Origin of the sequence: Brevibacillus sp. HB2.2, from assembly GCF_013284275.1 — a bacterium.
In the GTDB taxonomy this organism is placed as follows: domain Bacteria; phylum Bacillota; class Bacilli; order Brevibacillales; family Brevibacillaceae; genus Brevibacillus; species Brevibacillus brevis_D.
The window spans coordinates 88,651-106,994 of sequence record NZ_JABSUV010000013.1; the positions used below are offsets into that span (position 1 = coordinate 88,651).

Consider the following 18,344-nt stretch of genomic DNA (forward strand, 5'->3'; position numbering starts at 1 on the left):
CTTACGCCTCTTCTCCGTTCCATTCGATATCGCTCGTACTGCAAGCAATCATGCTTTTTCCCGTTCGAAAGCTCTGCCAAGCCAAATCTGCCAGCATGGAGAACTGATCAAAAAAAGGTCGTGGATCATCCCACCTAAACAGAACATCCCTTGCAGAAAGCAGGTCGCTCACCCAACGTTTTGCCTTCTGTCGATTTGTCATGCCAGCAAGGCCGTATGTCAGCATCGCCATCCCTAGCATGCAAGCTTGTTTTCCAACAGGAAAAACGGTTTTTCCCCGATCAGAAAAATAGGCAGTAGCCGCGTCGTGCTGTCCTGTAAACAAATGCGCACCGCTTGTCAGGCGTGGATTGCACTCAATCACATACAGCTCTCCCTGCTCATTCTCAATGAAATCAAATGCGATTTGTCCACGAAACGTATGCCGTTGCACAAAGCGGCTAACAAAATCTCTTACCTGTGGATGGTCTGAATAGGCGAAGTAAATCGAGGCACCCTGCCCTGCTGTATGTGTTGTTTCGTAATCGGCGTACAAAGTGAGCTGTCCATCCAGAGCAACCGCGTAGCTGCACACCTGTTTCCCTTTTATAAACTGTTGAACTAGCCATGGTTGCCCAACTGTCGGTTGGGGCAGTGAGGACTGCCCTACCGCAGATAACGGGTCAGCCACGATTTGTACATGAGCTGCGAAGCGAGAATAGACGGGCTTCAGCACCACAGGTCCTCCTGCTCGCAGCATGGCCTCCCGCAATTGAGCCGAAGATTGTACCCGAACCGTATGTGGGACCAGTGCTCCCACTTCGCGCGCCATTTCGGCAAAAAGCCATTTGTCGTGCAACGAACGCAATACCTCGATTCCTTCCACTAGCACTTCACCATAGTCAAGCAATTGATCCCGCCCCTGCGATACGTAAAAGATCTCCTCGCAAGTCGGGATCAACAGATCGATACCCTCACGCTGCATGATTTCACACAGCTTTTCGATATAAGCATCGGGCTGCTGTCGGGGTGGAGGCACTTGGTAGGAGCGCTCTACATAACGAGAGTGCTGGCAAAGATGTCGCCGCGCACTCTCCGCTACAATCACTCGATGTCCCGCAGAACCCAGCAAGCGCGCCAGCTCTAACGTAGCTGGAGCTCGTCCTCCTGTCAGCAAGACTGATTGTTTAGTATTCAAGCACAATTCCTCCGAGAGACAAGCCAGCAGATGTGCCCAACAGCATCAGGTGATCTCCTCGCTGTACCCGATTTTGCCCAATAGCTTCATGCAGCGCCATCGGAATCGAAGCTGCAATGACATTTCCATGATCCGCCAGAATGTTCACCATTTGCTGGTCGCTAAATCCGAGCTTGCCTGCCATGATCCGCATCGCCATCCCACTGGCCTGATGAGGAATGACAGTACGGATTTGCTCCATGGTTACGGAGGCTGACGACAGCAAACGATCCACGAATCCGGTAATTAACTGCGAGGTCAGGCGAAAAATTTTCCGTCCGTCCATATCAAATGCAAAGTCTGCTTCTCTTCCTTGGGCAAATTGTCTCGGGTGGATCAGCGTGCCGCCACCCCTTATTTCGGAATAGTGCGCGCCTTCACTGTATGTTTTCATGCTTGAACCCAAGATGCGGGAGCTCTCTGTTTCTGGCGTCCTGCCAATGACAACAGCCGCCGCCCCATCTCCGAACAGCACACAGCTCTCTTTTTGCTCCCAATTCAAACCTGCAGAGGATATCTCTGATGAAATGATCAAGACTCGCTCGTAAATACCAACCGCCATCTGGCACGACATCACATCCAGCGCAGTGACGAAGCTGAGGCATGTCGCATTTATATCAAAGCAGGGAATGCCTGATTTGCTTAGTTGAAGCTCTTCTTGAATTAAAGCAGCCGTGCATGGGATTTCCTGCTGCGCCGTTCCGCTTGCACACACGATACAATCGATATCATGAAGGGAAAGTCCCGCCGCTTCCAAAGCACGCTTAGCAGCGATGGCTCCCATCTGTGCTGCCGTTTCATTCGTCACAAAATGTCTGACGCTTACCCCGGACTTTTTCTCTACCCATCCAGCCGCAAGTCCCAGCTTTTCTTCCAGTTCTGCTGCTGTCACTCGCCGAGTCGGCAAGTATTTCCCTGTTCCGAGGATTTTGATTTTTCTCTCCATATTCTGTGTCTCCCTTAGCTCGCATTCCTACACACTATTCGACATCTGCCATTTATTTTACCTAAGTTTGTCGATTTATGGGAAACAGAATAAACACTTGGTACGAAATACCCAAGTGTTTATGTATGCTGCATTTCTTCTCCCACTATAGTAAAAAGCGATAACCGACACCCCACACCGTCTCGATGTATTGCGGCTTAGCCGGATCACTTTCTATTTTTTCCCGCAGCTTGCTAATATGCACGGTCACCGTCGCGATATCCCCGTACGAATCGAGACCCCAAATTTTTTCAAACAGCTCCGTTTTGCTAAACACCCAGTTGGGGTGGGTTACCAAAAAGAGCAGGAGGTCGTATTCCTTGGAAGTGAAAGCTACTTCATTTCCATTGATATAAACTCTCCTCGCCAGCTTGTCGATGCGAATCCCACGAAGCCTGATCTCCTCTTTTGCCGTATGCGGTTTGGAATCGGAAACGAGACGGTCGTAACGGGCCAAATGGGCTTTGACCCTCGCTACCAGTTCTCCCAAACTAAAAGGCTTGCTGATATGATCATCGGCGCCCAGACCCAGTCCACGGATCTTGTCGATGTCTTCCTTTTTCGCGGAGACGAGCAGGATCGGAATATTTTTGGCTTTCCGTACTTGCTTGCAGATTTCGAAGCCATCCACGATGGGGAGCATCAGGTCTAGAATCAGGAGGTCATACTCCTCTTGCAATGCCTTTTGCAAACCCCTATCGCCGGAAGTAGCAACATCGACCGAGTAGCCGTTTGCCTCCAAGTAATCCTTTTGCACCTCTGCAATCACCGCGTCATCTTCAATGATTAAAATGTGCTTCATTCCGTGTTACCCCCGACTCTCTTGATATCTGGCAAGGTAAAACAAATACGGGTCCCCCGTCCGCTCTCACTCTCCACCCATACCCGACCACCGTGCCCCTCCACAATTTGTTTGACGATGGCGAGTCCAAGACCGCTGCCTCCCATGGCCGAATTACGTGCAGGGTCCGCCCGATAAAAGCGGTCAAAAATATGGGGCATTGCTTCTTTTTCAATCCCTGTTCCATTGTCGGAGATCGCCACTAGCACATCACCGCTGGCTTTCTCCACTTCCAATCGAATCAGCTTCTCGTCCTTGTTCAAGTACTTCAAGCTATTGTCCACGATATTCATGAGCACGCGATGGAGTTTTTCCCAATCAGCCATGACTGGAATTGGACTTTCATGATGCTCGTCATAGCGAATAGATACGCCGTGCATTCGCGGGTCTAGTCGCAGCTCTTCGGCAAACTGTGCCATATAGGCTCGCATATCGACTTCTTCAAAGTGAAAGGGAAGCTTGTTCATATCCAGTCTCGAGAATAAAAACAGCTCATCAATCAGACGGTCCATCTGCTCTGATTTGATGGCAATCATCTTCATATATTTTTCTCGCTTCGCTTCCGTATCCGCAATCCCTTCCTGCACCGCTTCCACACATGCCTTGATTCCTGTGATGGGTGTTTTCAGATCATGGGAGATACTCGAAATCAATTGTTTACGATTTTCTTCATACTGAAGCTGCAAATGGATAGAATCATACAATCTGCTGCGCATCTCTTCAAATGCTTCTCCCAGCTCTCCCAGCTCATCTTTGCGATGGAGTTGAACAGGACGCTCCAGATTGCCTTCTTTGATTTCGTACGCTGCTTGCTTTAAGGCGTACAAGGGTCGAATGATACTGCGTGAAACAAGAAACGTTAATACACCGTTCGTCAGCGCCACAATCGTTAGAAGACTGAGAATCAATGCGCTAAAAAAATAAATGCCTGTCTGCATAAAGGGGAAAGAATTCGCAAGGAAGTAGAGCTTTCCTTTCCTCTGATCAGCAAAAGTAAACTCGTACGTATCAAACGTGTAGCCGTCCTGTTTAAACGGCTTCCAGCTATGCATGCGCCCCTGATCCGGCTGATCCTGCAAATAATCAGGCACGTCAGCGCTATCAATCGACGGGGAAACAAATAGCACATGCTCGTCCTTGGTCAGAATCAATGCTCCGCCAACTGCTTGTAGCTCCTCATCCGTCTCTGTTAGCAGCTTCTGGTTCATCAATTGATTGGGAGCATATTTAGCCATGAATGTGACACCAGCAAACAATTCGTCTCGTTTGTTGAGCGTATCACGAAGAAGCGGTTTGCCTGCTTCTTGTTCCCCCCAAAAGTAATTCGCCAATCCCGATGCCACCAATCCAAACAAAACAAGGGGGATGATAATCATGGCAATATAGGAGAGCAAAAGTCTTGTTTTAATTGACATGTTTCATTCCCCCTTGCAGTCATGGTTTACTCGGAATCGGAATGCTTCGTCCAGTCTTTTCTCCATTTGTTCTTCATGTCCTCGCGGGAAACCTTCTCGACTTGCTTGCCCGTAAGATCGATGCGATCCGGTGTGGTCGTACCCAAATCGGACAGGCGGATATCCAAAGAAAGCTGGAGCTTGTGCTCTTTCCCAGACGTATCTGTTCCCGAAAGTTGTACCACAGCAGATTGCTGCTCGATTTGATTTTCCCCATCGATCTTGGCATTCAGCAATACTTGGTCCACTTGGAAATCCTCTTGCAACCGGGGAAGCTTCACAGATAGCCCGTTCTCAGAGGAAGACGCTTCTTGACTATGTTCGACGAGCTTATCGTAAAGAATAGGTCCGGCTGCCTGGATAAATGCCGGAATTTGCTCTTCGGAGAGCTGAAGCGACGTACGCTTGCCTCCATCCGGTAGATTTTCAACGGTCGCGTTTTTTCCGAGATCGCCGAATACCGTAGTAAGCAGCTTATGCATCATTGCTCCGCGTTTGTTATCGGCGTCATTTTCTGACTGGGGTCTTCTATCCATTTTTTCCATGACCCTATAAATGTTACTATCCCCTTTTTTAACCACAACTTGATCCTTTTCCAGAAAGGCTTGCACGCTTTTCTCGCCCAGCGTGTCTGTAATAGTCGCATCGACATTCCCGATGTGCTGGTTATGATCGATCTTTGCAACTCCCTCGAGTGTGAGCAGCTTCGTTCCGTTGTCTGTGAGTGCTAGCTGCGCGTGGGCCGTCATGCTCTTCGCTTCCTTCGTTTGTTGCAGGGCTGATTTATACACGCTCATCGTCGTGCTATCCGCACTCGCTGAAGCCCCGTATCCCCAAATCAATGCTCCTGTGATCCCAACAGACAAGCCGATACCCAACCATTTTTTCCGCATGCTGATCCCTCCTAGTCTCATCGAAAGCAACTGTCATCGCTTCCTATACCAGTGATGATAAATAGTGGGTCTAAACATGCTCTAAATCAATTCTAAAAAAAGTGTAAAAACAATTCCATATGCTATATTGAAAGGAAGAGAGATCAGTATGAACCTGAAGTGGAGGCATTATCGATGAGTATGCAAGAAGGCTATATTGAAGTTCCTGGCGGCAGAGTATGGTACAGTCGTGTCGGCGAAGGGGAGAAAACACCTCTGATCGTCCTTCATGGCGGACCTGGCAATACGCATGATCCGCTCAAATCAACGCTTCATGTCTTAGGCGACGACAGACCCGTCATTTTCTACGATCAGCTGGGATCAGGCAATTCCGATCGCCCGACAGATCTGACTCTTTGGAAAACCGAACGCTTTGTGGAGGAGCTCGCTTGCATCAGACAAGCCCTTGACTTAAAAGAGGTACACATCCTGGGACATTCGTGGGGTACGATGCTGGCAGCAGCTTATTTGGTGGACGCCAAGCCGGAGGGGGTACAGAGCATCATCTTCTCCAGTCCATGCCTGAGCGCAGAGCGTTGGAAACAGGACGCAGATCGTTTAATCGAGCAATTGCCAGTAGATGTGCAACAAACCATCGCCACACACGAGGAGCAGGGTACAACTGATTCACAAGAATATCAAGATGCCATGAAGGAATACTACAAGCGCCATGTGTGCCGCCTTGATCCAATGCCAACCGTTATGACAGAAAGCCGTCCAAAAGCGAATAAAGAAGTGTACATGACGATGTGGGGACCGTCTGAGTTTTGCCCAACAGGGAATCTGAAAACATTCGACTACACACCCCAGCTGCATCAAATCAACATCCCGTCCCTGTTCGTTTGCGGCCGCTATGATGAAGCGACGCCTGAATCGACTGGTTATTATCAGTCTCTGGTGCCAAACGCCGAGCTCCATGTCTTTGAAAACAGCTCGCATGTCGGCTATCTGGAAGAGACAGACGAATACGTGCAAGTCATCCGCCGCTTTTTGCAAAAAGCAGATTCGAAATAAAAAAACGGAAAAACTTCGTATCACCGCCGATGCGAGTTTTTCCGAACCTCTCATTCTTTTTTTAAGTAAAGAAGGAAATTAAGGATGTTTAACCCTACAATGATGAAAAACATATAGGTAGACATAGCGTCTCCACCTAGGTTCAATTCATCAGCTATATAACCCATCATCATAAGATTCGTTCCAGAAACGGTTACTGAAATTGCTGAAATCATGCTCAGTGTGAATCCATTGACAAGATTACCTTGTTTCTTTTGAAGCAATAAAGCAACGGAAATAACGACTAAACTTATGATAAAAGTAATCATAACGAATCTTAATAAATCGTTTATCTCCACTCCTGCCATAATCATCCCCCTAATCTGTCAAATGGCTAAACGAAGCTGTCCGAAGTAGATCCTCGGCAGAATCACTTCGAACAGCTTACTATTTCAATCCGATATGCTTGTCATACACTTCGTACACGGAACGTGAAATGATCGCGGCCGATCTTCCCCCATAACCACCCTCAGGAACGATTACGGCTACTGCCAGGACCGGATCGTCGACAGGCCCATACGAAATGCTGACACCATTCGTAATGCGGGCGTGCATTTTCCACTTTGTCTTTTTCTGTCCTGTTTTCTCGTCTGTCACCGTCACTGGTACATAAATGTCTTGTTCAGATGTACCTGTTTTTGCTGCTACCTGAAACGGCATTCCCGCATACGCGCGGACTGCTGTTCCCCCCGGTTTCGTCACCATCACCATGCCTTGCTCCAAGACATCCCAATACTTATCTGGGTGAGGAAAGGTGCTCATGGTTTTTGACGTGTACGCTTTCACCAGGTTTCCTTTTGCGTCTGTGATCTTATCTACCATCTGCGGCTGCAAACGTACACCTTTATTCGCAAGTGTAGCCGCATACTGTGCCAATTGCATCGTCGTCGCCCGAACTTGCTGTCCGAAGGAAGCCTGCACCATCGATGCTAGTGGACCGTAGTTTTCATTCATCACTAAATAATCTTCTTTCCCCTTGTTTTCATTCGGTAAATCTACACCCGTCTGAACGCCTAATCCGAACGCATGATAGTACGATTGCAGGACGGACGCTGACTCTTTTCCTTTTCGACGGGACAGCTCCTCTCCGATTCTCGCCATATATGTATTCGATGACTTTTGCAGGGAAATCGCTGGGGTAATCATGCCATGCGCTTTGGAACTGTCGTTTTTAATCCGATCCGTACCACGTCCATAGTGATACACACCTCCATCATTCCAACGATCGGAGGGAGTAATAATGCCTTCCTGCAAACCGAGCAATACCGTGATCGGCTTGATGACAGACCCAGATGGCACAATTGAACCCGGGTGCTTGTAGCCCTCCTGGATGGCCGCCTCGCCCTTTAATGGCGCTGTATTGTATGGGGCTTCCCGAATGGTTCCATTCGTCACCGCCAGCTTAATCTGGTCATACATTTTTTGATCCGGTCCCTCAATCCATACGTTTGGATCGTATTCAGGATAGCTGACCATCGCGACGACCTTGCCTGTCTTAACCTCGACTGCCACGACATATGCTCCCTTTGCCCCCCTCGCCTCAGGGATGGTTGCACGCAGCTTCGGAAGAAACTCTCGGATCGAATCCCGGATACCTAGCTGTACCCGCTGATCAATGGTGAGATACACATGATTGCCCGGGACGGATGGAACTTCCTCCACTTGCTTCACAACTGTCTGATTTGCTGCGACCTCATACATCCGGTAACCGTTGCTCCCGCGAAGCTCGTTTTCGTAAGACAGCTCAATCCCATCGAGCCCGACTAACTGGTTCGGCAAATACCGCGTACTCTCATCCTTGTAGGAGGCGAGCTTCACATTTTCAGCAATATGAAAGGGCCGGACATATCCAACCGCCTGTACAGAGATTTGCTTCGGATCGTATTTTCGGATCGGTTTTGTCACTACCTCAATCCCCGGCAGATCGCCACGATGCTCACCCAGTACCGCGATTTCTTTAGCCGTCAAATCCACCTTCAGCTCTTTCTCCAAATAGCGCGGCAATTGTCGTGCCGCTTCCACGTACTTGCCATTCTCGTAGGCATAGCCGACATCCATCTTTTTTAACAGTGTGGCCTTGTCGAGACTCAGTATTTTCCCCAGCTTTTCCACCAGGTCAAAGTACGCTTTCTTCTCCATGATCTCTTGTTCACGAAAGACGGCGAGATGAGAAGGCCGACTTTCGGCAATGACATATCCGTTGCGGTCATAAATGTTTCCTCGCATAGCGGGAATGTAATCTTTTTTGTACGATCTGTCTGCCAGCTCATTTGCATAAATGCTCCCTTGCTGGATTTGAATTTGCGCCAATCTCAAAATGATACCCACAAACATCAGAAATACGACGATATATACGATTTGCAGTCGTTTCACACGATCGTTTTTTGCTTCTTTCATACTTGCTCTCCCTAATTTTTCAGTACCTTCGTGAAGATCCGTTTGATACGTGCATCGAGTACATGACTGCCACCCCTACCACGGACATCCTCTATCATCATGGTAACCAGCAAACGCGGATCATCTACATTAAAAACGGCGTACCATCCGTTTTCCAACCCAAGCTCGCCTTTTTTCTGTTTCATCTCAGCAGTTCCAGTCTTACCCGCCATGCGAATACCAGGGACGCGTGCTCCTCGACCGGTACCGCGCGGGTCTTCCATAACCTGTATCAAATGCTGCTTCACCGTGCTCGCCACATCGGCAGGTATGACATTCGTCTTCCAATACCCATCTTTTTTGTCTCCCTGCAACAGAGATGGATTCACGATATTCCCGTCATTTGCAAAAGCGCTGTACACCAACGCGAGGTGAAGCGGCGTCATCGTTACCTCGCCCTGACCGTAACCGGAGTCTGCCAATTGAATCTCGTTTTTGAAACCGTCGTTATACAGCTTCGACTTTTCTAGTGGATATGGAATCGGAAGTGCTTCATGGAATCCAAACAACTCGCTCTTTTTCACGAATGGCTCCTCCCCAATGGAGAGCGCCGCTTTCGCAAAATAAATATTGTCGGAGTACACCAATGCTTTTTCCAAATTGACTGGTCCCCCATAATCGCTGACTCGCGTTACCTCGTATCCACCCCAGGACACATCCTTTTGCCAATGCAGTCCGCGGACGTGGATACTATCCGCAGGGGTAATGGCTCCTGTCCCAAGGCCAATCGCTGCCGTAATCGGCTTGAAGGTGGAGCCCGGCGCAAACCCGCGCGCGAATCGATTGAGAAGCGGCTTTTGCGGGTTTGCGTTCAGTTGCTTCCATTCTGTAGCCGACATCCCAAGCACAAACGCATTCGGATCAAAGGACGGAGAATTGACGAGGGCCAGTATTTCTCCTGTCTTTGGTGAGATGGCCGCAGCCGTCCCTGCTTCGTTTTTCAGCTCCTGGTAAATGGTCTGTTGTACTTCTGCATCTATGGTTAATGCCAGTGGCTGTCCATGCTTGGCGAGGCGTTCCACCACGGTCTTTTTTTCCGTTCCATCTGCATCCGTGATGACGATACGCCCACCTGCACTCCCTCTTAGCTTCTCCTCAAAAATCTGTTCCAGTCCTGATTTTCCAATCACATCGGACGTTTTATAGCCCTGATCCATTCGCTTCTCGTACTCTTCCTGATTGATCGCTCCTACATAGCCAACCAGATGGGCCGTCGCGTCCTGATAGGGATAGTAGCGGACTTTCTTTTTTTGCAATTGGAGCCCTTCAGTTTTTTCTAATTGTTTGATGCGTGCATCGTTCTGCGGCAGCGTAGCGATCCGGATAAACTTGGTAGACTTGCTTGTCGTAGCTTGGACCTTCGAGGTGAGGTCATCCAACGGAATTTGTAAGAGCTTGCTGACCGCCATTTTCCCGGTTTGTGACGTCTGGTTCCATTCTCCCGGATTTATCCCGATATCTATCACGACACGCTCTGTTGCCAATGGACGCCCTGCCCGATCCGTGATTTCGCCTCGTCGGGGATACACCGTATTGGCTCTTACTTTGTCCCCTTCTTTCATTTCGGGAAAAATAAAAGTAGGGTTCCAATGAATGTACCAGTCCTCCAAGTCGTTCTGCGTTTCTTTGACAAGTGTTGCTTTCCCTGTAAAAGAAATCGGTTCGACGAAGGTTTCCATCGTCAGCCGATAATGAAAGTTGATCTGTCCATCCTCACCTGGCATGACGTCACCATTGTACATCGGCTCGACCACAATCGCTTTGGCCTCGACTCCTCCGTAAATGTTTTGGTAACGCGAAACGAATTCTTCTTTACTGATAGTCTTTTTTGTATGTAAAGAAAGCTGCTCGTACATGTCAGAGAACTTCTGTTCTTTCCATTTTGTCGTATACGCTGTGAATGCGGCCTTTGCCCTCTCACCATCCGACTGCGTGGTATCCTTCCAAAAGTCCCAGAAAAGATAGAAAAACCCTGAAAGAACAACGACAAAAATCGTCCAAAATACTATCCATGTCTTTTTCACTAGTCATTCACCTTCCCTACCACACGATATTACAGTCACATACCATAATATATGGAAAAAAGATGATGGCAGGATGAGACTATTCTCATAGTACGATGATAAGTGTCAGATAGTTACATCAAATGCAAAAAAACACAGGAAATGCATCCTGTGTCTGTCGTACCACCTACTATTCTTCCCACATGTAACCAAAGCGCGGGATCGTGGTGACATTCTCGCCATATCTACCCAACCGCTTACGCAAGCGATAAACGAGCGCGTTGATCTCGGCTCGTCCAACATCGGGAACGCTGCTTACCGTATTCAGCAACCTCTCTGGCCATACGAGTACCATGATTTCCTCATAGCTGACCGCCTGATTCGCACGTTGGTACAAAAGCATGAGCAAGTCCATATCTTTTCCGGTCAAATGGATTCTTGCGCCATCGAGACGGATTTCCCTGCGTTCCAGATTGATGACCAAGCCGGAAGTGGAGGTGGTTTCTTTTGGATTCATCAAAGGGAATGAGAACTCCCGCGTCACATCCATCTCGCTACCCTCTGCGAAAAATATCATTTCGACCACGCCTTTGGCCAGCGTAATATGATCACCATGATAAAGAAAATGGGGTGCTTGCTGTATCGGCATTCCGTTTACTTCTGTTCCATGCTTGCTTTGCAAATCAGAAATCGAATATTGATTATTGATTTTCCTTATCACTGCATGCCTTCTGGATATATACGGACTGGAAAAAGCAATGTCTGGTTGTAATTGATTGCCCCGTCTCCCAATCGTACACTCTTCCTTATGTAGAAACTGACGCTTTTGAAGCTGTTCTGGGTCTCCCTTTTTAATCAATACATATATGCCGTCGTCCAACATTCATCACCTCGAAAAGAGTTGGAGCTATCATCTGTATTTATTACAGTACAAATTACGTATAAGTCAACACTTTTCTGAACATATATTAATAGCAAAAAAGCCGCCAATTGTCCAGCCAACGAAAGTGACCGGTCGATTGACAGCTCTATATCATCGCTACCCACAAACGAATAGCGCTCGATTTTCTATGTTGATCGTCTTAGGAGCAGCGCTTGAGAGCAGCAAATTTTTTCGGTTCAATCGCCAGTAGATGACAATCGCCATTCGGGATAAACAGCTTGTAGGACACTCCCTTTGGCACAACGATAAACTCTCCGGCTTCCACCCATATATTACGCTCGTGGTACATCAGCAGCAGTCTGCCTTTGACGACAAACAGCAGTTCATCTTTTTGATCATTTTGTTGCCAAGGATACTCACCTTGCAGCTTCTCTAGCTTAATAGACGTATCATTCATCTCTCCGACAACCAGAGAGCTCCAGGAATCTTGCAAGCGTGATAAATGTTGTGCGACGTTCACCTTTTCCATGATGATCCTCTCCCCTTTGCACTCTACGATAATATAATTTGCAGGAGAGAGACATAGTAACGAAATGATAAATTATCTCATAAGGAGATGATAAGATACTGAAATTTCTGATATAGTAAACAAAAGTAGGCAGTTACCCTGAAGGCCTGCCCGTTAACTAGACTGTTCATCTTTATCGTCTCACTACTCTGTCGTGCCAAACCGTTTGGCGTTTCTTGCGCGAGCTCGCTCGATTTCGACTTCTCGATTGCGTGGGTCTGCATTCGTCACGAGCGAATCCAGGAGATTTTTTGCAACAACGGAGACCTCTTGGACCGCACGATGAAAAGCCTCTTCATTGGCCTTCGAAGGCGTGTTGAAGCCCGAGAGCTTTCTCACGAATTGCAGGGCTGCTGCTTGAATCTCATCTTCTGTCGCAGGTGGGTCGAAGTTGAATAAGGTTTTGATGTTTCGGCACATCGCTTACACCTTCTGTTCCCTTTTTTGTATCATTCTACTATACGTAAGCAATGAATCCTAGGTTGGGCTGATTGTGCTTCAAAAATCTCACTGACGAGGCGTCGTAATGTCAATCGTTTGGGGGTAATTGGTAATCCCTGATAGAATAAATATGAAGATGATCGAGTAATAAATTTGTACACATAAGGAGATAAAACTAATGGCAAATAACAAATTACTAAGAATGGACAATGTTGGTATCGTTGTAGAATCCCTTGATGACGCAATCTCTTTCTTCGAGGAGATTGGCTTGAAGCTCGAAGGGAGGGCTACCGTCGAAGGTGAATGGGCTGGTCGCGTAACCGGGCTGGGTTCACAATGTGTAGAGATTGCTATGATGGTTACCCCAGATGGCCACAGCCGACTTGAACTTTCGAGATTTCTCACCCCACCTACTATATCCGATCACCGAACTGCTCCTGTAAATTCCCTCGGTTATCTGCGCGTCATGTTCACCGTTGAAGACATTGACGAAATGGTATCCAGACTCACTAAGTATGGCGCTCAGCTCGTCGGCGAAGTGGTTCAGTACCAAGACTCGTATCGGCTCTGCTACATTCGTGGAATTGAAGGACTTCTAATCGGTTTGGCGGAACAGCTTGGTAATAAATAAGTGACGTTTAAAAGAAGACTTAACTGAAATATACATTACTAAACACCGCGTTCACACTCAGGGATGCATGAACTTTTTAACGGAAATCAATGCAAAATCAAATGAAAGGGATTTAACTAACAGGGGCAATTGTTTAATAAATATCTAAAGCGCGGCTGCCGGTATAGATCGGCAGCCGATCTGCGCTAACGGGCAAATTAGTAGGATGGAAGGCGTTAGCAGTATAAATCACCTCTTTTTTTAGATTTCAACAACAAATCAAATATGAACTGTCAGAAAAAGAGGTTCGCCGAAGTCTATAATATGAAAACGATTATTTTTAGAAAGAGGGAAAAATACATGTTATCTTACATTGGAAATGGTACGTATGCTACGCAAACTCTCATCCATACGTTTGGAGACGATTGGGAAATCCAAGCATGTTGCTGTAATGGAAATTCTTGATGGAGATGTTTTCGTATGGATTGGAAAGTAAGCTATTCGGGGAAGTGGTTACAAATTGAACGTAAGATTTGCCGTGGTTGAGGATATGAAACAACTTGAGTCATTTTTTTCAAAACATATCACTCGCGAGAATAAGGCAGTGTACAATGAGGAGTTTCTTTGCCCATTAGGACTTCGAGCGGCCGTAAAAAGACGATCTGTTGTTGTTATGAATAGAGAAGACATCATTATCGCAGCAGCAAGAATCTACCTAAAGAAAAACGGCACAATCTCTCTTTATCAGTTTGCCGTAGAGGAACAGTACCGTCATAAGAATCTCATGAAATATCTACTATCACAAATTGGTTACCCGATATTCTCCGCATGCCCGTCAAATCTTGCGTTCAATAATTATTATATGGACTCGAAATGGTCGTTTGTTGAGACGAAGAAGGGAATGAATATTTGGAAGCTTGAACCAGACTTACTTTCTGAGTCAACCTTTCCAAATTGATCGTTGAAGTAACGGGGCCAATAGTACGGTGAACCGTATCACAAGTAACGGTAAAGTTGTTTAACTAAGGAGGTCAACCAGTAAAAACTGGCTAACCTCCTAATACGAAAGGGTAGTACAAGAAGGTTCGCCATAGAGAACCTATTTAAAAATACGATCAATTTCGTTGATTTCTTCTTCTGTCAGGTGGACGTCTACTGTTTTTAAATTATCCAGCATTTGCTCTGCTCTTTGTGCTCCGGGAATGACAACATCAATTGAATCATGTGTGAAATACCAAGCAAGGACTATATGGGCAACTTCGGCATTCTTTTTATTTGCCATTTTACGGAGCTGCTCTACCTTTTCTAGATTTTTTTTGAATTTGTCGCCCTGGAAGTGCGGCATATCTTTGCGTAGATCATTGAATGTCATATCCTTCTTGTATTTACCGGCAAGCAAGCCTGATGCTAGTGGAAAGTATGGAATAAACGAGATGCTATTCTCTGTCGCATATGGAAAGAATTCTTGTTCTGCTTCACGCTGCAGCAAATTGTAGTTTCCCTGCAATACATCGACATACCCATCCTTATTTGCTTCTTTCAATTGTTCCAGTGAGAAGTTAGAAACGCCAATTGCTCTAATTTTACCTTCGTCCTTTAGCTGTTTTAAGACTCCAACCGCCTCATCTTTTGGTGTATCCTGATCTGGCGCATGAATATAAAATAAATCTATGTAATCTGTTTGTAGCCTTTTCAAACTATCTTCAACGGCTTGTTTTAAATAAGCAGGCGAATTATCCATGGTAACATCATTGCCGACAAGTGTAAGGCCACCTTTTGTTGCAAGGATGAGTTCATGACGCTTTCCTGCTTCTTTTATCACTTCACCTATTAACTCCTCTGAACGTCCTGTCCCATAAAAAAACGCTGTATCTAAAAAATTTACTCCATGGTTGATCGCAGCCCGCACCAAATCTTTTCCTACTTCTTCATTTAAATTCGGATAAATATTGTGGCCACCTACAGCGCTTGTTCCAAGTCCGATTGGATTGACAACTAAATCTGTTTTACCAATTCGTGTTTGTTTCGTCATTCTCTTCAACTCCCTCCCACTTTTAAGCTTAGCGTACGTTTTCGCTCGAGGCTTTTACCGGTATCTACATCATAATTCATTACGTTACGTAAGCTTCAAGTGCAAAATGTTTTTTTGCATATACGTATCTCTGCAACTACAAAAGCTGCCCCTCACAACAACGGGCAGCTTCCTTTACCACGATTCTATTTATACTCATAAAAACAAGGATAAGAATAGGCGAGAAATTCAAAGCCTTTTTTCTCCAAAATCGGTCGACTCATCGGACTCGCATCCACCATCAACAGCGGATACCCGCGTTTCTCTGCTGCTTGTACCCGGACTGCTACGAGGGCCGTATAATAGCCTTTGTTTCGGAAGTCGGGCAAAGTAGAGCCTCCCCACAGACTGCCAAAGGACGTATCCTCATGCAAGTACATCCAAGCAGCACTCACTGCCTGATCGCCACTGTACGCAGCGTAAACGAGCAGGTGCTCAGGATTTTCGGCCAAATCCCGTTTTAATCTCGCAGCAAGCTCCTCATTAGCACTGCCCCATACCTGCTCCTTCAAGTGCATGATATCATCAATGCCCGCCGCGTCGGTGATTTGCCGTATCTCTGGCGGAATGACAAGGCTTCGTAACTCCTCTGCCTGCGCCACCTCCAACACAAGCGTCGCTTCCTCCTCATCAACTGTAAAACCATGACCTTTCAGCCTTTCAAGCAAATTAGCCGGTTGGTCATAGTCAAACAGCTTCCACTCAAAGGATTGCTGAAGACTCGAGAAATATTCGAGTTCCTGCTTGATAACTTCCTCTGCATTTTCTTCAGACAACCTGGAAAACAAGACGACTCCGGAATCATCCGGGGTGGGTGAGACGTGACGAACGAGGTGTTCTGTCTCCTCCCGGCGGAGGGGCGGATAGGTGATTTCCACCCTCATCTCTTTGTCAAAAAGCCGCAATACTTCTGTCTTGTTCATGTTTTCATCCTCCCTTGTCTACATCAGGACTAGTGCAAAATGTTTAGCAAAAACGTTAATGTTCCTATACTGATCACCGTTGTAACCAACACGCTGCTGGAGACGAATTGCGGTCGCATGTTGAATTGGATCGCATAGATCGCTGTAGTGGCGGCTGAAGGCATGGCTGCCAGAACGACCAACACCTTTTGCAGAAGCGGATCAATCGGGAATAACAGACAAATGAGGTAAGCCAAAAGTGGTGACGCCACTAGCCGAATGACGCTCGCAGCACTGAGTCCCTGCCACTCTAGCGCTTTGGTAGAAACATTGGCGAGCTGCATGCCCAAGATGAGCATCACAACTGGAATCGCCGCCTGTGCAACGAGATCAATCGCCTGGTAGTAGCTTTGTGGGATGACGATTTGCAGCTGTTGTAGCAAAATCGCGAGAACCACAGCGTAATTGGACGGCTGCTTGAAGATCGACTTGATGGCCGTCCCCATGCCATTCCCGCCTCGAGAGGCAAAATACACGCCGAATACGCCCATCATGATCGAGTGGAAAACCATGATTTGCACCGCATACGTAAAGCCGGCCTCCCCGAAGGCAAACAAGATAATCGGCGTTCCGTAATTGCCGCTGTTCATGAATGCGGTCGCGAGCATCAGTGCGCTTTCCTGTTGCTTGTCGTATTTGAACATGCGTGCCGTCAGCTGCGTGATCACAACGAGAGCAGCCAGCAAAAGCAGCGAAATCACCACGATATAAAATAATTGCAAGTCGAGCTCTGTTTTGTAAAACGTACGAAAGACGAGTGCCGTCGACAAGATGTAAATCGCTAAGGAAGAGATCGGTTTCAAATCCATTTTGAAAATGCGTTGCAAAATATAGCCGCTTAGAAAAATGAGTAGGACGGGCAGGATGACTTCCACAAAAATCATGATTCTTCCCTCCTACCGTGTTGCTTCCATGAAGCTTTTTACCTCGGACAGCGTAGGCATGGCGGGAATGGCACCTGATCTCGTTGTCGTGAGTGCACCTGCGGCATTCGCAAAGCGCACCATGTCCTCTAACGTGGCTTGTAGGATATCCAGCATACTTTCCCCCACCTCAAGAAGCTGATAGAGCAGCGCGCCCACAAACGCGTCTCCCGCGCCAGTCGTATCGATCGCGGTTACTTGAAAGCCACCGACTGTGCCGAAATGATTTCGTGTGCGGTAAAAACACCCCTTTTCCCCCAACGTGACAAAAACAGCTTGCAGATCATATTGCCCAAGCATCCACGCTGTCGCCTCCACGACATCCTCGCTCCCCACGAGAAAAGCCAGCTCTTCCTCAGACAGCTTGACGATATCTGCCTGCGCCATTCCTTTGAGGGCCAACGCCTTCGCTTCCTCCAGATCCTCCCATAAGGACGCTCGAATATTCGGGTCAAATGAAAGGAGCCGCTGATGCTGTTTGGCGTACTCGACTGCTTTCCAGGTTGCTGATCGGGCTGGCTCATGCGTCAAGGACAGCGTACCGAAATGAAAAATCGCTGCCTGAGCAATCAGCGACTCGTTCACGTCTTGCTCCCGCAGCAATATGTCTGCACCCGGATTGCGGTAAAAGTGAAAAGAACGATCGCCTGTCTCATCGAGATGGACAAAAGCCAACGTCGTAGGCGCTTCCTCCGTGAGTACGAGCCCTTCTGTGCCAATATTCAGTCGGATTAAGGTCTGTTGCAAAAAACGCCCAAACACATCGTTTCCTACCGCACCGATAAAGGAAGTCCGTTTCCCAAAGCGTGACAGAGCGGCAAGTACATTGGCAGGCGCCCCTCCGGGGTTTTGCTCAAATGCAATGCTGCCCGGCTTTTCCTTCTGCTGTACAGGTGTAAAATCAATCAATAGCTCCCCACATGCAACCACATCTACCATGTTGATTTCCTCCGATGACCGTGATAG

General features: G+C 47.3%; 18 protein-coding genes. 3 read left to right on the forward strand and 15 right to left on the reverse strand.

What is annotated here, in order from left to right; translation table 11 throughout:
• Position 1 precedes the first annotated feature (1 nt).
• The 5 genes from HP401_RS11820 to HP401_RS11840 all read right to left on the reverse strand — a co-directional run bounded on the left by HP401_RS11820 (position 2) and on the right by HP401_RS11840 (position 5,389).
• Entirely contained in the window at positions 2 to 1,177 is a 1,176-nt protein-coding gene (locus tag HP401_RS11820; protein WP_173605124.1) for an ATP-grasp domain-containing protein, read from the reverse strand.
• Positions 1,167 to 2,162 carry a beta-ketoacyl-ACP synthase III gene (locus HP401_RS11825; protein ID WP_173605125.1) on the reverse strand — a complete coding sequence of 332 codons (996 nt, stop codon included), beginning with the start codon at positions 2,160 to 2,162 and terminating at the stop codon, positions 1,167 to 1,169. The genes HP401_RS11820 and HP401_RS11825 overlap by 11 nt, the downstream gene beginning before the upstream one ends.
• Before the next feature lie 145 nt (positions 2,163 to 2,307).
• The gene (locus HP401_RS11830; RefSeq protein WP_173605126.1) at positions 2,308 to 3,003 is read right to left on the reverse strand and encodes a response regulator transcription factor; all 696 of its coding nucleotides are present in this window, start codon (positions 3,001 to 3,003) and stop codon (positions 2,308 to 2,310) included.
• Positions 3,000 to 4,457, reverse strand: a complete 1,458-nt coding sequence (locus tag HP401_RS11835; RefSeq protein WP_173605127.1) for a sensor histidine kinase — start codon at positions 4,455 to 4,457, stop codon at positions 3,000 to 3,002. The genes HP401_RS11830 and HP401_RS11835 overlap by 4 nt, the downstream gene beginning before the upstream one ends.
• Before the next feature lie 26 nt (positions 4,458 to 4,483).
• Entirely contained in the window at positions 4,484 to 5,389 is a 906-nt protein-coding gene (locus HP401_RS11840) for a hypothetical protein (RefSeq protein ID WP_173605128.1), read from the reverse strand.
• A gap of 174 nt (positions 5,390 to 5,563) precedes the next feature.
• On the opposite strand from HP401_RS11840, the gene HP401_RS11845 reads away from it, so the two are divergent.
• Entirely contained in the window at positions 5,564 to 6,442 is an 879-nt protein-coding gene (locus HP401_RS11845) for a proline iminopeptidase-family hydrolase (RefSeq protein ID WP_173605129.1), read from the forward strand.
• A gap of 50 nt (positions 6,443 to 6,492) precedes the next feature.
• On the opposite strand, the gene HP401_RS11850 is transcribed toward HP401_RS11845, so the two are convergent.
• The 6 genes from HP401_RS11850 to HP401_RS11875 form a co-directional block, all read right to left on the reverse strand.
• Positions 6,493 to 6,789, reverse strand: a complete 297-nt coding sequence (locus tag HP401_RS11850) for a hypothetical protein (protein WP_142497164.1) — start codon at positions 6,787 to 6,789, stop codon at positions 6,493 to 6,495.
• 79 nt (positions 6,790 to 6,868) lie between these two features.
• Positions 6,869 to 8,878 (reverse strand): peptidoglycan D,D-transpeptidase FtsI family protein, encoded by a 2,010-nt coding sequence (locus HP401_RS11855; protein WP_173605130.1) that lies wholly within the window; start codon positions 8,876 to 8,878, stop codon positions 6,869 to 6,871.
• Between the two features lie 11 nt (positions 8,879 to 8,889).
• Complete coding sequence (locus HP401_RS11860) at positions 8,890 to 10,941, reverse strand: penicillin-binding transpeptidase domain-containing protein (protein ID WP_173605131.1); 2,052 nt, start codon at positions 10,939 to 10,941, stop codon at positions 8,890 to 8,892.
• Between the two features lie 169 nt (positions 10,942 to 11,110).
• Positions 11,111 to 11,803 carry an FHA domain-containing protein gene (locus HP401_RS11865; RefSeq protein ID WP_087343143.1) on the reverse strand — a complete coding sequence of 231 codons (693 nt, stop codon included), beginning with the start codon at positions 11,801 to 11,803 and terminating at the stop codon, positions 11,111 to 11,113.
• A gap of 199 nt (positions 11,804 to 12,002) precedes the next feature.
• Positions 12,003 to 12,332 carry a cupin domain-containing protein gene (locus tag HP401_RS11870; protein ID WP_064201449.1) on the reverse strand — a complete coding sequence of 110 codons (330 nt, stop codon included), beginning with the start codon at positions 12,330 to 12,332 and terminating at the stop codon, positions 12,003 to 12,005.
• A gap of 183 nt (positions 12,333 to 12,515) precedes the next feature.
• A complete protein-coding gene (locus HP401_RS11875) occupies positions 12,516 to 12,791 on the reverse strand; it encodes a DUF2277 domain-containing protein (protein ID WP_015892925.1) in 276 nt (91 codons plus the stop codon).
• A gap of 199 nt (positions 12,792 to 12,990) precedes the next feature.
• Here HP401_RS11875 and HP401_RS11880 point away from each other — a divergent pair, with 199 nt between their 5' ends.
• Together HP401_RS11880 and HP401_RS11885 are read left to right on the forward strand one after the other, a co-directional pair.
• Positions 12,991 to 13,443, forward strand: a complete 453-nt coding sequence (locus tag HP401_RS11880) for a VOC family protein (protein WP_173605132.1) — start codon at positions 12,991 to 12,993, stop codon at positions 13,441 to 13,443.
• A 499-nt stretch (positions 13,444 to 13,942) separates the two neighbouring features.
• Positions 13,943 to 14,380, forward strand: coding sequence for an N-acetyltransferase (locus HP401_RS11885; protein ID WP_173605133.1), 438 nt, complete (start codon positions 13,943 to 13,945; stop codon positions 14,378 to 14,380).
• Positions 14,381 to 14,521: 141 nt separating this feature from the next.
• Here the strand turns inward: HP401_RS11885 and HP401_RS11890 are convergent, their stop codons facing one another.
• The 4 genes from HP401_RS11890 to HP401_RS11905 form a co-directional block, all read right to left on the reverse strand.
• Entirely contained in the window at positions 14,522 to 15,454 is a 933-nt protein-coding gene (locus HP401_RS11890) for an aldo/keto reductase (protein ID WP_173605134.1), read from the reverse strand.
• 185 nt (positions 15,455 to 15,639) lie between these two features.
• Positions 15,640 to 16,416, reverse strand: a complete 777-nt coding sequence (locus HP401_RS11895) for a GNAT family N-acetyltransferase (protein WP_173605135.1) — start codon at positions 16,414 to 16,416, stop codon at positions 15,640 to 15,642.
• 29 nt (positions 16,417 to 16,445) lie between these two features.
• Positions 16,446 to 17,339: an AEC family transporter gene (locus HP401_RS11900; protein WP_173605136.1), complete on the reverse strand. Its 894-nt coding sequence runs from the start codon at positions 17,337 to 17,339 to the stop codon at positions 16,446 to 16,448.
• Between the two features lie 12 nt (positions 17,340 to 17,351).
• On the reverse strand, positions 17,352 to 18,317 hold the full coding sequence (locus tag HP401_RS11905) for a carbohydrate kinase family protein (RefSeq protein ID WP_173605137.1): 966 nt from the start codon (positions 18,315 to 18,317) through the stop codon (positions 17,352 to 17,354).
• Positions 18,318 to 18,344 lie beyond the last annotated feature (27 nt).

Excerpts from the sequence above, each read along its gene's own strand:
- HP401_RS11875 (WP_015892925.1), bottom strand. The coding sequence starts at position 12,791 with ATGTGCCGAAACATCAAAACCTTATTCAACTTCGACCCACCTGCGACA.
- HP401_RS11855 (WP_173605130.1), bottom strand. The coding sequence starts at position 8,878 with ATGAAAGAAGCAAAAAACGATCGTGTGAAACGACTGCAAATCGTATAT.
- HP401_RS11825 (WP_173605125.1), bottom strand. The coding sequence starts at position 2,162 with ATGGAGAGAAAAATCAAAATCCTCGGAACAGGGAAATACTTGCCGACT.
- HP401_RS11865 (WP_087343143.1), bottom strand. The coding sequence starts at position 11,803 with ATGTTGGACGACGGCATATATGTATTGATTAAAAAGGGAGACCCAGAA.
- HP401_RS11830 (WP_173605126.1), bottom strand. The coding sequence starts at position 3,003 with ATGAAGCACATTTTAATCATTGAAGATGACGCGGTGATTGCAGAGGTG.
- HP401_RS11900 (WP_173605136.1), bottom strand. The coding sequence starts at position 17,339 with ATGATTTTTGTGGAAGTCATCCTGCCCGTCCTACTCATTTTTCTAAGC.
- HP401_RS11880 (WP_173605132.1), top strand. The coding sequence starts at position 12,991 with ATGGCAAATAACAAATTACTAAGAATGGACAATGTTGGTATCGTTGTA.
- HP401_RS11870 (WP_064201449.1), bottom strand. The coding sequence starts at position 12,332 with ATGGAAAAGGTGAACGTCGCACAACATTTATCACGCTTGCAAGATTCC.
- HP401_RS11895 (WP_173605135.1), bottom strand. The coding sequence starts at position 16,416 with ATGAACAAGACAGAAGTATTGCGGCTTTTTGACAAAGAGATGAGGGTG.
- HP401_RS11845 (WP_173605129.1), top strand. The coding sequence starts at position 5,564 with ATGAGTATGCAAGAAGGCTATATTGAAGTTCCTGGCGGCAGAGTATGG.
- HP401_RS11835 (WP_173605127.1), bottom strand. The coding sequence starts at position 4,457 with ATGTCAATTAAAACAAGACTTTTGCTCTCCTATATTGCCATGATTATC.
- HP401_RS11850 (WP_142497164.1), bottom strand. The coding sequence starts at position 6,789 with ATGGCAGGAGTGGAGATAAACGATTTATTAAGATTCGTTATGATTACT.
- HP401_RS11890 (WP_173605134.1), bottom strand. The coding sequence starts at position 15,454 with ATGACGAAACAAACACGAATTGGTAAAACAGATTTAGTTGTCAATCCA.
- HP401_RS11840 (WP_173605128.1), bottom strand. The coding sequence starts at position 5,389 with ATGCGGAAAAAATGGTTGGGTATCGGCTTGTCTGTTGGGATCACAGGA.
- HP401_RS11905 (WP_173605137.1), bottom strand. The coding sequence starts at position 18,317 with ATGGTAGATGTGGTTGCATGTGGGGAGCTATTGATTGATTTTACACCT.